The sequence below is a fragment of the Vibrio comitans genome (assembly GCA_024346835.1).
Taxonomy (GTDB): Bacteria; Pseudomonadota; Gammaproteobacteria; order Enterobacterales; family Vibrionaceae; genus Vibrio; species Vibrio comitans.
The window spans coordinates 1360487-1375069 of sequence record AP024866.1 but is presented as its reverse complement, the minus strand read 5'-3'; the positions used below and the strand labels follow the sequence as shown (position 1 = coordinate 1375069).

The window sequence follows — 14583 nt, the reverse complement described above, 5'->3', positions numbered from 1 at the left end:
ATTACTCGTAGTGAACGTCAGAGATCGCTAAAGAACCGTCTGGCAACATATTGATGCCCTTAACGCTCTTAGATTTAGCCCAAAGCTGAGTATCAACGGTTGTCCAGATGCCAGCCGCATCGTTCCATACCGTGGATTGAACGTTTTGGTAGATCTTCGCTTTTTCTGCTTTATCTAATGTTTTTTGACCATCAGCCAACCATTGGTCAACCTTAGCGTTTTTGTAGTAGCTGTAGTTAGACGTCCCTTGCGAGCCGAACAGTGGACGAATAGCCCAGTCAACAGTACCTGATGAAGAAGACCAACCTGAATCAAAGATCACTGGTGGAGTGCCATCGTTGTTAATGCCATCGCCCGCTGAGTAATGACTGGCCACGTCGCGTGGGACAATAGTGGTGTTAACACCAATCGCTTTTAACTGTTGCTGAATGAATTCTGCACTGCGCATGCTAGTTGTGACGTTTTTCGCCCAGATAACCGCATCAAAGCCATTTGCATAGCCCGCTTTTGCTAAAAGCTCTTTCGCTTTGGCTACGTCATAGGTGTAAGGCGTTTGCGCAGCAAAGGTTTCAATCTTTTCAGGTACGATTGAATTAAGTGTGCTGGCATCACCACCGTAAACCACCTTCTTGTAAGCATCCTTGTTGATGGCATAGTTGAGGGCTTTACGCACATCGGCATTCGCCAAAATTTCATTTTGAGTATTCAGCGCGTAGTAACGAGCAATGATGGATGGAGAAGCAACTGCATCGAGTTTTTTATCATTGCTCACCGCTGGTTTCATGGTGTTTGGCAACTGAAGCATCACCTGCGCTTGTCCACTTTTCAGCATGGCAAGACGAGAACCCGCTTCTGGGACAGCGCGGAACTCTAGGTGCTCAACCTTAACAGGTGCTCCCCAATAATCTGGGTTCGCATCCATAGTGATTTTTGAGCCGCGGATCCATTTGTTCAGCACATAACGACCAGTACCTACAGGGTGTGCCTTGATATCATCACCATATTTTTCAATGGCCGCAGGACTAATCATGCCCTGACTAGGATGCGTAATATTATTGATAAAAGTGTTAGAAGGCGTTTTAAGCTTAACTTCTAGTACGTTTTCAGACACTACGTTGAAGCTTTCTACGTTGGACAGTAGCGATGCACGGCGCTGCTTTTTATTAATTTCGTCTTGGAAATTGTATTTTACTGCTTCAGCATTAAACGGAGTGCCATCAGTAAATTTCACGCCTTCACGTAGCGTAATAGTGTAAGTTTGACCGTTGTCGCTCACTTCATAGCCTGTTGCTAGGTTTGGTTGCACCTGCATATTGTCGTCAAACTTGAATAAGCCATCATAGATTGCGTTTGCCACACTCATATCCAGTGTCACACCCGCATTATGGGGGTTCAATGTCTGCACTGTACTCGTGGAAGCGACAACCACTTTATCTTGTGCGGCAAATACATTAGCACTTAAGCCTAATGCGACGGCGAGAACCAAGGTTTTCTTTGTTGTGTTCATGATCATTCCTTTGTAATTATTCAGTAGCGGAAAAATGTGTTGTTGTGTGTTCAACCAATGTTATTGGTAAGGGGGATTCACCTACGGGAAAAATAGGATCGGGGATATCGTCCGTTAGAAGTTCAAACTGCTTCGGCGCAGAACGCTCTGTATCGATAGATGGAATGGCGGCCAATAGCTTTTGTGTATAGCTATGTTTGGTATCCTCAAATACCTCTTGGCGATGACCAATCTCGACCAATTGACCTTTTGTCAAAACGGCAACCCTATGACATACGCGCTCAATAACCGCCATATCATGGGAAATAAAGATAAATGAGATACCAAATTCTTTTTGTAGCTCTAGCATCAAATTCAACACCGTTGCTTGAACGGAAACATCAAGCGCTGATACAGACTCATCGGCGACGATGATCTTAGGTTGTGTGGTCAGCGCTCGCGCGATGTTCACTCGCTGCAGCATGCCGCCTGAGAATTCATGTGGATAGTGACGATACAGCTCGGATTTGATCCCTACCTTATTCAGTAGTGCCTTCGCTTTTTGCTCTCTTTCGGCCTTTGACATTTCAGGGTGGTGTATGATGAACGGCTCTTCGACACACTCGCCTATCGTCATCTGTGGGTTAAGAGAAGCCAATGGGTCTTGGAAGATGAATGAGATGTCTCTCTTTATTAGCTTTCTTTGGTCACGAGTTGGGTCAAGTAGATTAATGCCTTGATAGGAGATCCCTCCCGTCGCTTCTTCAAGAAGCCCTAAGATGGCATTACCTATGGTTGATTTACCTGAGCCTGACTCGCCCACGATGCCCAAGGTTTCACCCTTCCACAGCTTAAAGCTCACATCGTTCACCGCATGAACTTGGTGAGTCACTTTGCCAAAGAAATTATGCTTTCTAGGGAAAACAACATGTAAGCGCTCAACATCCAGTAACGGCTCTTCGCTGTAATCCACAGGAGAGCCGGGTATTTCTACTGAGGTCGTATTGCCCTTTAGCTCTTCTTCCATTGTTAAAACCGGAAAGCTATGTGGCACTGCACGCCCGCGCATAGAGCCTAGTTTAGGTGCCGCTTTTAACAATGCTTTGGTATATGCATGTTGCGGAGATAGGAATACTTGATTGAGTGTGCCCGTTTCTACGATGTCACCGTGATACATCACTGCCACGCGGTCTGCTACTTCGTGCACCACTCCCATATCGTGAGTAATAAAGATAACGCCCATGCCAAGCTCTACCTGCAGTTCACGAATCAAGCCTAGAATCTGCGCTTGAATGGTCACATCCAGTGCTGTGGTAGGTTCATCGGCGATCAGCAACTTAGGTTTACAGGCCAGAGCCATAGCAATCATTACGCGCTGGCGCATACCACCCGATAATTGATGAGGGTATACACCCAGTACTTGTCTGCCCGATGGCACACGCACAAGGTCGAGCATACGCCCAGCTTCTTCTATCGCCTCTGCGCGAGAAGTCTTTTGGTGGATTTGTACCGCTTCAGCAATTTGATTGCCCACAGTCATCAATGGGTTTAGCGATGTCATCGGATCTTGAAATATCATTGATATTTCATCGCCACGAATTTGTTGAGCCTGCCTGCGACTCATAGACACCATCTCTAATGGTTCATCGCTTAACTTGCTGTCATGAAGGTAGATTTGACCTGATTTAGCAGCCTTATTGCCAAGTAGCCCCATAATGGCTTTACTCATTACGGACTTTCCTGAGCCCGACTCCCCCACAACCGCAAGAATTTCATTCTTGCTCACATCTATGTTGATGTCGTGAAGTACGCCCTTTTTACCCTGCATGGTTTTAAAAGAGACATTAAGATCGCTGATCTGCAGTAGTTGGCTCATTATTTCCCTGCCTAGATTGTTCAATAAGAGCATCTAGCATAAGGATTTACAGCGTCATGATTAATATGAAAAAGTGGAAACTATCTTTTCAACAGCCAATTTTATATCGAAAGGCAATGCGTTATTTCTAGAAGAACTGAAGGGTTTTTCTTTTATTATCAATGGGTAATAAAGAGTAATTAGAAATGAAAGTTTGAGTGTCGAGAAGAATTAATAAATAATACAAGAACACTCATTTAGAAAAATGATACGGAATATGTTCCGCTTATTTATGAGGCTATACGTTTCGTCTATTTGGCGGGGTTAAAACAGGTCACCTTGAGGGCTTGTCACCTCTTCTTCATGAGGTTTAGCTGGCTGCTTTCCTTTTAACATCTTGCGTCTGTATCGCTGACGACAAAGTTTGATAATGTGTTTCTTATCTGTCGAAGACAGGGTTTGCCACGTAAAGCGTTCATCACGATTACGCATACATCCCTTACAGTAACCTCGCTCATCGGAACTGCATACGCCAATACAAGGACTAGGCACATCAAAAAAATCTAATTGTTCCATTTATGCCCTCCATTCAACCCCTGAATTAATACCAAACAGTATTCATCAAATAGGTCTATTATTCAATGAATGTCATTGCAATTGCTGACGTATAACTGACATATTTCTCTTTATTTGTTATACACTTGGACCATCTTCTTCAAATATCTGGAGTCTTTAAATGTACAAAAAATTAACGGCAATATCAGCTGCACTGCTCATTTCAGCTTGTTCAAGTATGGGCAGTAATGATGCAGATAAGCAAGCTATGGATAGCAAGGCTGAAATGGAAATGAGTGCTGAAACTTTGCAGGTCAATGAACAAGCCCTACAGCATCACCACTGGGTATTAACTCACATTGACGGTAAAGCAGTAGAGGTTGAAGAGAACTTCAAAGCACCAACCCTAGAAATTGGTGAGAAGATGACCACCAATGGTAATGCTGGTTGTAACAACTTCTTTGGCCAGGGTGAACTAAAAGACGGCAAGTTCCGCATCCAACAGATGGGAATGACAATGAAGATGTGTCCAGAAGGTGTGATGAACACTGAAATGGCTTATTCAAAGGCTCTATCTGAATGGAATGAAGTGGCTCTTACTAAGAAGACAATGGAACTGAAGAGTGCTGAGCATACCTTGACGTTTCAACTGAAAGACTGGGTTAACTAAACCTAAGTGTGTGAGTCGTCTACTGACGGCTCACAAAGTCACCTTCCATAACTCTTCATCAACACACTCAATCGTCACCTCTGCTCGATCGCTAATCGCCTGAATTTGGTTTTTCTCAAACGAATAAGGCAAAGAAATCTCAAGCGAGGCTATCTTTTCTTGTTTAGCGATTCGTAACAGCTTCACTAGATTTTTTTCATCGCTATGTGTGGACGAAAGCTGATTGAGCGCACTCTCCCAAAGCTTTTGCTCTGAGTTCTGAGCCTTATCAATTTCTTGTTGCCACAGTGTGCCGAAAATAGGCGCAATGCTGTTAATCACATCGACAAAACGCCAGCGATGACCACGACTACTCTCACCCAAAAAATGGGTGTAGTCGAAGCGAACAGCGTTACTTTGCATTTGGCTAATGGTCATTATTCTCACAGAATTTGCGTTAGGATTAGTCAGAGTCTGGCTATGTTATTGATAATAATCAGCCGATACACTCAACAGTACAAGACTGTATGAAATAACGATCCACTACATCAGTAATCCATTCCTTAATGATATATATGTAACTGGTTGTTAACAGACCAGTTAACTATTTCGACACTTATTTGTCAGGAGGGGAAACATTTGACAAAAAATGGTCACTGCGTCATTCAATTTACAAATGGGATAACTTACAATGCCCTACGCGAAACTCTTCTCTTCTCTCCAACTAGGTTAAACCATGAAAAACGATAAAAGACCGCTTTATATACCTCACGCCGGCCCTGCACTTCTAAGTACTCCACTACTTAATAAAGGAAGTGCATTTACCGCCTCAGAACGGTCCTACTTTAATCTAGATGGTTTGTTGCCTGAGACAACAGAAACAATTGCAGAGCAAGTTGAACGTGCCTATCAGCAATATCAGCAGTTCGACAACGATATGGATCGACATATCTACCTGCGAAATATTCAAGATACCAATGAGACCCTGTTTTATCGCTTGGTCCAGAATCACATCTCTGAAATGATGCCGATCATCTATACGCCAACCGTTGGCGCAGCATGTGAAAAGTTCTCCAATATCTATCGACGCGGTCGCGGCCTTTTCATCTCTTACTCTAATAGAGACCGTATCGATGATCTTCTCAACAACGCCTCTACACACAATGTAAAGGTTATAGTAGTCACCGATGGCGAACGTATTCTAGGTTTAGGCGACCAAGGTATCGGTGGTATGGGTATTCCTATCGGTAAGCTCTCTTTGTATACCGCCTGTGGTGGCATCAGTCCTGCTTACACATTACCGATTGTGCTAGATGTCGGTACCAATAATCCTCAGCGCTTGGCTGATCCTATGTATATGGGATGGAGACACCCACGTATTACCGGTGCAGAATACGACGAATTTGTAGAAGAGTTCATCCAAGCAGTTCAGCGCCGCTGGCCTGATGCTCTGGTTCAATTTGAAGACTTTGCTCAGAAGAACGCCATGCCACTATTGAAGCGTTATAAAAACCGCATCTGCTGTTTTAACGACGACATTCAAGGCACCGCTGCGGTGACGGTAGGCTCGCTGATTGCGGCATGTCATGCTGCAGGCAGTAAGCTGTCAGATCAGCGTGTTACCTTTGTGGGTGCGGGATCAGCGGGTTGCGGTATCGCCGAGGCGATTGTCGCTCAAATGCAGGCTGAAGGCTTACCTGAAGATGAAGCTCGCTCACGCATTTACATGGTGGATCGCTGGGGCCTTCTACAAGAAGGTATGCATAACCTTCTCGATTTCCAAAAGCAACTCGCTCAGAAGTCTGACAACCTAGAAGAATGGCAGGCAGAAGGACAAGACTACACCTTGTTAGATGTGGTTGAAAACGCTAAACCAACAGTATTGATTGGTGTATCTGGCGCGCCAGGCATCTTTAGCCAGCAGGTTATTGAAACCATGCACAAGCATTGCCCTCGCCCAATCGTTTTCCCTCTATCGAACCCAACTAGCCGAGTTGAAGCTGTGCCAAAAGATGTTCTTGATTGGACTGATGGTAAGGCCTTGGTTGCGACGGGCAGCCCTTTCGAGCCAGTATTGGTTAACGGCAAACGCCTTGAGATTGCTCAATGTAACAACAGTTATATCTTCCCAGGTATCGGCCTTGGTGTGCTTGCTGTTTCTGCATCTCGTATTACCGACGAGATGCTAATGGAATCAAGCCGAGCTCTTGCGGAATGTTCACCACTGGCTATCAAAGGCCACGGCGCCCTACTGCCACCTTTAGAAGAGATTCATTCAGTATCGAAGAAGATCGCTTTCGCTGTGGCAAAACAAGCCATTAAGCAAGGCGTGGCGCTAGAGATCACCGATCAAGCAATCAAAGAATCGATAGACAACCACTTTTGGCAACCTGTTTACCGTCGTTACAAACGCACTGCCTTCTAGTGAATAAACTGAGCTGGGATACGATTAAGGACTATTATCGCAAAACCTCCGTTTGGCAGATAGTCCTTAAAGCTCTGAAAATGCTGCTACTGCTTAGTAGTGGCATTACGCTGTGCATTATCCTGCTATTAAGCTCGGTGGATTTTTGGATGAGCTACCAAGCACAGGGGCGAATCCACAAAGAAGTAGAATCGGCACCCGCCAGAGATATCGCCCTGATCTTAGGCACCAGCAAATACATAGGCAGAACCTTAAACCCTTATTACACCTATCGGATAGATGCCGCCATTGAACTGTATAAACAGAAAAAGGTGCGCGGCTTCTTACTCAGTGGTGATAACGCACATCGCTCATACAACGAGCCTTGGACCATGAAGCGAGACCTGTTGAGGGCGGGCATACCTGAAGAGCTCATCTTCCTTGATTATGCGGGTTTTAGAACCCTAGACTCCATAGTTCGTGCCAAGCAAATTTTTAACCTCAATGACTTTACTGTCGTGACTCAAACCTTTCATTGCGACAGAGCGCTGTTCATTGCTAATTACTACAAAGCGGATGCCATCTGCCTAGGGGTTCCCTCCCCTAAGCCGAGTTCTTGGTTCAACGTAAGAGTTAGGGAAGTGTTCGCTCGAATTAAAGCTATGCTCGATGTCTACGTCATGAACACTCAACCAAAATTCATGGGCCCGCAAGAACCTATATTGGAAATGTTACCGAGATTTGAGTATGGCCCAATCATGCCTAGGTTTGTCCCAACGCTAGATGATGAGCATAAAGGCGATAACTAGGGTCTGTTGATCTTAGCCACTCATTTCGTGCCCCATCCTTGATTTCTCCACTTTCACACCAATATACCTTTAATCACCATCTTCAATTCGTGGCCTGAATTACTTACAATCGAGGCAGAATTACAAAGGATCAAACAGTTATGAGTAATGTTAAGCACTGTAAGCTACTTATTTTAGGATCAGGCCCAGCTGGATATACGGCGGCTATCTATGCCGCTCGTGCAAATCTTAATCCAGTTATCGTAACAGGGATGCAACAAGGCGGTCAGCTAACCACGACCACGGAAGTGGAGAATTGGCCAGGTGACGCAAGTGACTTAACTGGCCCTGCACTGATGGAGCGTATGCAAGCTCACGCAGAAAAGTTTGAAACAGAGATCATCTTTGACCACATCAACAAAGTTGACCTTAGCCAAAAACCTTACCGCTTATTTGGTGACAGCACAGAATTTACTTGTGATGCATTGATCATTGCAACCGGTGCTTCTGCAAAATACATTGGCTTAGAGTCTGAAGAAGCATTCAAGGGACGTGGCGTATCAGCTTGTGCAACTTGTGATGGTTTCTTCTACCGCAATCAAGAAGTTGCGGTTGTTGGCGGGGGTAACACTGCCGTTGAGGAAGCCTTGTATCTTTCAAATATCGCCTCCAAGGTGCACTTGATCCACCGCCGTGATTCATTCCGCGCGGAGAAGATCTTGGTAAAACGTCTCATGGATAAGGTTGAATCAGGCAATATTATTCTGCACACAGACCGCACGCTTGACGAAGTTGTTGGCGATGATATGGGTGTAACTGGCGTTCGCGTTAAAGATACTCAATCTGACGCAACCGAACTGATCAATGTCATGGGCGCGTTTATCGCCATTGGACACCAACCTAATACTGGCATCTTCAAAGAGCAACTGAAGATGAATCACGACTATATCGTGGTAAATTCAGGCCTTGAAGGTAATGCGACACAAACTAGCATACCTGGTGTGTTTGCCGCGGGTGATGTTATGGATAATCAGTATCGTCAAGCCATCACATCAGCAGGCACTGGTTGCATGGCAGCACTAGATGCTGAGCGTTATCTCGATGAGATTGATGCGTAAACACAATTAATTGCCTCTCATATTGAAATCTTAGCGTCCACAGAGTACATCTGTGGACCTTTTTCGATATACTCCCCCCAAATCAAAATTATTCGCATTTAAATCATATTCATGGATAAGAAAACCCAAGGCGAGTTGAGCCGCTGGCTTAAACAGCAAAGTAAGCTAGCAAAGCGATGGTTGACCCTAACAGTTGTCGCTGGGGTTGCTTCTGCCGTTGTGCTCATCATTCAAGCCTCATTGATCGCTCAAATCCTACATAGCCTCATTATCGAACATACCGACAAGTATGAATTAGTTCCTCTATTCGTTGGGTTAGGTGCAACAGTGGTGCTGCGTAGTGCCCTCGCATGGTGTAGAGAGATTGCCGGGTATAGAAGCGGCGAGCAGGTTCGCATCTATATTCGAGGCTTAGTGGTCGATAAAATGCGTCGCTTGGGGCCTGGCCATATAAAAGGCAAAACAGCCGGAGCTTGGGGGACCATGCTGATTGAGCAAGTAGAAGAGATGCAAGATTTCTTCGCGAAATACCTACCGCAAATGGCCCTGTCAGCGTTGGTACCGCTGATGATCTTGGTTGTAGTATTCCCACTTAACTGGGTCAGCGGACTGATATTTTTAATCACCGCACCACTCATTCCCTTTTTCATGGCACTGGTTGGCAAAAAAGCCGCCGATGCCAACCGTAAAAACTTTAAAGCACTGCAACGCTTGTCTGGACATTTTTACGATCGCTTGCAAGCGATGACAACCATTCGCTTGTTCGATCGCGCAAGAGACGAAAAAGAGCAGCTACATGCCGCATCAGAGGTGTTTCGCGAGCGCACCATGAGTGTGTTAAAAATTGCATTTCTATCTTCAGCTGTGCTGGAATTTTTCACCTCTATTTCCATTGCACTCACTGCTGTATATTTTGGTTTCACCTTTATTGGTGAGCTTAACTTTGGCCACTATGGCACTAGCGTTACTCTCTTTACTGGCTTATTCATCTTGATACTCGCACCTGAGTTTTATCAACCGCTTCGCGATCTTGGTACCTTTTACCATGCTAAGCAGCAGGCGATCGGGGCTGCAGAAAGCATCGTTGATTTCCTCAATATTGAAGAGCCAAAACAACAGAGCAACAAGCAGGCTATCAACAGTGATAAGAAGTGCGTAATAACGGCCACAGATTTAATTGTCACTAGCACAGAAGGCAAAGTATTGGTTGGCCCTGTCAGTTTCACCCTAGAAGCAGGCAAGAAAACCGCTTTAGTTGGCCCAAGCGGTGCAGGTAAAACCTCGATAATGAACGCGCTTCTTGGATTCTTGCCTTACCAAGGTAGCCTCACCATTAATGGTACCGAGCTATCCGAGGTTGATCTCAGCAGCTACCGCTCAACGGTGAGCTGGGTAGGTCAAAACCCCCTACTGGTTCATGGAACCATTGCCGAAAACCTTAACCTTGCTGAGAACTCAGTTAGCGAGCAAGAGCTACAAGATAAAATCAAACAGGCTCACGCTGATGAATTTATCGATAAACTGGGTTTAGACCATGCGATTGCCGACCGCTCTGGTGGTCTATCTGTAGGTCAAGCTCAGCGTATCGCCTTAGCACGAGCCTTGTTGCAGGATGGGCAATTTTGGCTACTGGATGAACCTACCGCCAGTTTAGATGCGCGCAGCGAATCGTTAATCAATGAAAGCCTGCAATCGGCGCTAGTAGGAAAAACGGCGCTTATGGTTACCCACCAATTGAGTAACTTGCAATTGATGGATCAAATATTAGTGTTGGAAAATGGCGCTCTCACCCAGCAAGGTAGCTACAGTCAATTGCAGCATCAAGGCACCTTCAAAGCCATGCTTAACCAGCAGCAAACACTAGGAGGCGATATCGATGCGTGAGTTACTTCCCTACCTCAAATTGTATAAAAAACATTGGTTTGGCCTATCGCTGGGCATGATATTGGGCTTTCTCACTCTGTTTGCCTCTATCGGTCTGCTAACACTTTCAGGATGGTTTCTTTCAGCTGCGGCTGTTGCAGGACTGACCATAGCCAGAGAAACCTTTAACTACATGCTTCCAGGCGGTGGTGTACGGGGCCTTGCTATGGGTCGTACCGCGGGTCGTTGGGGTGAGCGAGTGGTGTCACACAACGCCACCTTTAAGCTACTTACCGATTTGCGTGTGTATTTCTATGAGAAACTGACCCCACTGATCCCAGGCCGTGTGGGTGGATTACGCGATGCTGATCTGCTCAATCGCCTTGTTGCTGATGTATCGGCAATGGATCACGTGTATTTGCGCCTTGTGAGCCCAGTAATACTCAGCATCCTTGGTATCACTTGCCTAACGGGTTTCTTGGTGTGGTTCGACAGTGATATCGGCCTAACACTCGGCGCGATCTTGATGGCGCTTGTGCTGATCTGGCCTGTACTCTTCTATAAACTGGGTAAAGGTAACGGACATAGACTGACCCAGAATCGCGCAGACCTGCGCATACGCACTTTAGATTGGATTGAAGGCCACTGTGAGCTTCTGTTATTTGGTGCAGAAAAACGCTACAGAGAGAAGATCGATCAAGCGCAAATGGCACTGATGAGCAACCAGGCAATCAACGCTCATATTACGGGTCTTGCCAACGCTTTGCTGCTTTTGGCAAACGGCATGACACTTCTGTTGATTTTATGGATGTCTGCTGACGGTATCGGCGGTTCCCAGCCAAGCCCACTTATCGCTCTGGTGGTGTTTGCGACCCTGGCTAGTGTTGAGCTATTAATGCCTATCGCTGGGGCATTCCAGTATCTAGGACAAACGCTGGCATCTGCAAGACGTCTAAATGAAGTGATTGGTGCAGAACCTGATGTCCAATTCCCTATCTATAGCAATAATAAAGTCATCAATAACAGTGACAAGATTGCCGTTGAATTTCACAATGTATCCTTTGCCTATGAAAGCTTGTCCGGGGATAAACACGTCCCACTTGCTGTGGATAGTTTATCGCTCAACGTAACTGCGGGCAGCAAGCTTGCCATACTCGGCAAAACGGGCAGTGGTAAATCGACATTGCTTCAATTGCTCACTCGCTATTGGGACGTTCAAAAAGGTGATATTCAGATCGGTGGTCAGGCACTGACCGAGCTTTCTGAATCGGAGCTTCGCAGCCTTATCTCGGTAGTGAGTCAACGTGTTGATGTCCTAAATGGCACATTGCGCGACAATCTATTAATTGCAAAGCCGGATGCTGATGACAGTATACTTTCTGGAGCGCTAACTAAAGTTGGGCTGGAATATTTGCTGGATGCACCTGGGCTTGACCAATGGCTTGGTGATGGTGGCAGACAATTATCTGGTGGCGAAAAGCGTCGTATCGGCATTGCTCGCGCCGTCCTGCACGATGCCCCTATCCTTCTGCTCGACGAGCCAACAGAGGGGCTAGATCGCTCTACTGAATCGCAAATCATGTCACTACTAGAACAGCACTATCAAGATAAGACCGTGATTTTTGTCACTCACCGTCTGGTAGGTCTAAGTAAAATGGATAACGTTGTAGTGCTAGAGCAAGGTAAGCTAGTAGAACAAGGTGAGCATACAGAGCTTCTTAAGCAAAAAGGTCGCTATTACCAATTGCATCAAGCAATCTAGTGCCAAGTTAGCTAACCAATAAATACAACAAAGCCCCGCAACGTAAATACGCTGCCGGGCTTTTTTATGCACTTCAGATCAGTCGTTGAAGCCTTCCAGTACGATTTTTCCGCGGGCCTTTTGAGACTCTAATAGCGCATGTGCTCGCTTTAGGTTAGCGGCATTGATTGCACCAAAATGCTCTCCGAGAGTGGTTTTCACCTCTCCAGAATCAATCATTCTTGCCACTGCTTGCAAGATATCATGCTGTTTTTGCATGTCATCGGTTTCAAACATCGATCGGGTATACATAAACTCCCAGTGCAGCGATACACTCTTTTGTTTTAGTGCTCGGATGTCAAAAGACATTGGGTCATCAATCAAACCAAATTGACCTTGCGGTTTAATGAGCTTCATTACTTCAGGCATGTGTTGTTCGGTATTATTTAGACTCACTACATAATCAACACAATCAGTCATTCCAAGTTGTTCACTCATAGATTGGTTGTGATCGATTACCTGATCTGCGCCAAGCTGTTTAAGCCACTCTACAGAGGCAGAACGAGAAGCTGTGGCGATAACCTTTAAATTGGTGAGCTTTTTCGCAAGCTGTACCATGATTGAGCCCACCCCACCCGCAGCGCCAATAATCAGAATACTTTGCTCTGCGTCTTTATCAACGCGCAGACGATCAAACAACATCTCCCACGCTGTTAACGTGGTTAGTGGTAGTGCTGCAGCTTGTGAAACACTTACAGAAGTAGGGGCAAGACTAACAATGCGTTCATCTACCAATTGATACTCGGCATTAGTCCCCGAGCGCGTGAGATCCCCTGCATACCAAACAAGGTCACCAACATTAAACAAACTGACCTTCTCACCGATCTGTTCGACAACGCCAACCGCGTCCCAGCCAATCACTTTATAGCCCGACTCTGGAGCCACATTGGAGCGTATTTTTGTATCCACTGGGTTAACTGAAACAGCGTTAACTTTGACAAGCAGATCCCTGCCTGCGGCACTCGGTTTATCGAGCGTAATATCCTGTAATGAATCTTCATTTTCGATAGGTAGGTTAACTTGATATCCGACCGCCTTCATTGTTTGCTCTCCAGATTAATGCCGTTATATACAACCAGTTTAATTGACACGTTTAGTTTGAAAAACTAAGCTTCGCTCAAAACACTTTTTACAAAAAGTTAAAAATGAAATCACTACACGATATAAAGGTCTTCCTTGAAACCGCAAAGCTCGGTAACCTCTCAGCCGCTGCTCGTAGTTTAGACCAAACTCCTGCGGCCATTAGTCGAACGATTCAAAGATTAGAAACTGAGCTCGATGTCCCCTTATTTATCCGCTCTACAAGAAAGTTGCGACTCTCGCCTCAAGGGGAGTTGTTTTTGCCTCGATGCCAGCAAGCTATGCTTATCTTTGAGCAAGGCATAGATGAGTTAACAGAGAAAGATCAAGAACTAGCAGGCAACATCAGCCTCTCTATGCCCTCAGATACAGGGCGAGGCGTCATTATGCCCCTCATAGATGAGTTTTTAGCTCTACATCCTAAGGTATCAGTGCATGTACACCTTTCTGACAGTTATGCCGACCTTTACGAACAAAACGTTGATGTAGCTCTTCGCATCGGGGAACCTGAAGACTCCAATATGATTGCCATACCTTTGTTTAAGGAAAACTATCGCATTCTGTGCGCGTCTCCTAAATACATACAGTCCCACGCCAAAATTACTGAGCCTGAGGATCTCAAGCAACACAATTGCCTCTGCTTCGCCCTTAATCAAAAGTTGCACAATCGTTGGCACTTTATTCATCATCAGTCTGAGCAACAATTGGTGATTAAGGTAAACGGAAATCGCAAAACCAGTGACGGTCAAATGGTGCGTCAGTGGGCATTAAATGGGCATGGTATCGCTTATAAGTCACGATTAGATGTACTGGAAGATATTAAAGAAGGTCGCTTAATTACTCTAGCGCAAGAGTGGCGTGGCGAGCACGCCCCTTTATATATGATTTTCACCGACCGAAGTCAGTTCAGCGGATTAGTGAAAGCGTTGAAAGAGTTTCTACAAACACGTCTTCTAGCTGTCAGCTAAATGCTGACAGCTTTCA

12 protein-coding genes are annotated in these 14583 nt (G+C 45.5%); 7 read left to right on the top strand and 5 right to left on the bottom strand.

Translation table 11 applies throughout. The features are described 5' to 3' along the window. Window position 1: 1 nt before the first annotated feature. The 3 genes from OCU46_RS06255 to OCU46_RS06245 all read right to left on the bottom strand — a co-directional run bounded on the left by OCU46_RS06255 (window position 2) and on the right by OCU46_RS06245 (window position 3917). Entirely contained in the window at window positions 2-1507 is a 1506-nt protein-coding gene (locus OCU46_RS06255; RefSeq protein ID WP_141270135.1) for an ABC transporter substrate-binding protein, read from the bottom strand. A gap of 16 nt (window positions 1508-1523) precedes the next feature. Beyond that, window positions 1524-3362: an ABC transporter ATP-binding protein gene (locus OCU46_RS06250; protein WP_141270133.1), complete on the bottom strand. Its 1839-nt coding sequence runs from the start codon at window positions 3360-3362 to the stop codon at window positions 1524-1526. A gap of 303 nt (window positions 3363-3665) precedes the next feature. Further along, entirely contained in the window at window positions 3666-3917 is a 252-nt protein-coding gene (locus OCU46_RS06245; RefSeq protein WP_141270131.1) for a DUF1289 domain-containing protein, read from the bottom strand. Window positions 3918-4077: 160 nt separating this feature from the next. On the opposite strand from OCU46_RS06245, the gene OCU46_RS06240 reads away from it, so the two are divergent. Beyond that, a complete protein-coding gene (locus tag OCU46_RS06240) occupies window positions 4078-4566 on the top strand; it encodes an META domain-containing protein (RefSeq protein WP_141270129.1) in 489 nt (162 codons plus the stop codon). Between the two features lie 30 nt (window positions 4567-4596). Here the strand turns inward: OCU46_RS06240 and OCU46_RS06235 are convergent, their stop codons facing one another. Further along, window positions 4597-4983, bottom strand: coding sequence for a hypothetical protein (locus OCU46_RS06235; protein ID WP_141270127.1), 387 nt, complete (start codon window positions 4981-4983; stop codon window positions 4597-4599). 298 nt (window positions 4984-5281) lie between these two features. On the opposite strand from OCU46_RS06235, the gene OCU46_RS06230 reads away from it, so the two are divergent. From OCU46_RS06230 to cydC, 5 genes are all read left to right on the top strand, one after another. Further along, a complete protein-coding gene (locus OCU46_RS06230) occupies window positions 5282-6970 on the top strand; it encodes an NAD-dependent malic enzyme (protein ID WP_141270125.1) in 1689 nt (562 codons plus the stop codon). Between the two features lie 80 nt (window positions 6971-7050). Further along, a complete protein-coding gene (locus OCU46_RS06225) occupies window positions 7051-7758 on the top strand; it encodes a SanA/YdcF family protein (RefSeq protein WP_244311360.1) in 708 nt (235 codons plus the stop codon). 140 nt (window positions 7759-7898) lie between these two features. Further along, window positions 7899-8855 carry a thioredoxin-disulfide reductase gene (trxB, locus tag OCU46_RS06220; RefSeq protein WP_141270121.1) on the top strand — a complete coding sequence of 319 codons (957 nt, stop codon included), beginning with the start codon at window positions 7899-7901 and terminating at the stop codon, window positions 8853-8855. A 111-nt stretch (window positions 8856-8966) separates the two neighbouring features. After that, on the top strand, window positions 8967-10739 hold the full coding sequence (gene cydD, locus OCU46_RS06215) for a heme ABC transporter permease/ATP-binding protein CydD (protein ID WP_141270119.1): 1773 nt from the start codon (window positions 8967-8969) through the stop codon (window positions 10737-10739). Continuing rightward, a complete protein-coding gene (gene cydC / locus OCU46_RS06210; protein WP_141270117.1) occupies window positions 10732-12480 on the top strand; it encodes a heme ABC transporter ATP-binding protein/permease CydC in 1749 nt (582 codons plus the stop codon). Before cydD ends, cydC begins: the two co-directional genes overlap by 8 nt. Window positions 12481-12558: 78 nt before the next feature. Here cydC and OCU46_RS06205 read toward each other — a convergent pair whose 3' ends face one another. Then, window positions 12559-13560, bottom strand: coding sequence for a zinc-binding alcohol dehydrogenase family protein (locus OCU46_RS06205; protein ID WP_141270115.1), 1002 nt, complete (start codon window positions 13558-13560; stop codon window positions 12559-12561). A gap of 104 nt (window positions 13561-13664) precedes the next feature. Between OCU46_RS06205 and OCU46_RS06200 the strand changes: the two genes are divergently transcribed. Beyond that, entirely contained in the window at window positions 13665-14567 is a 903-nt protein-coding gene (locus OCU46_RS06200; RefSeq protein ID WP_141270113.1) for a LysR family transcriptional regulator, read from the top strand. The last annotated feature ends 16 nt before the right edge of the window (window positions 14568-14583 follow it).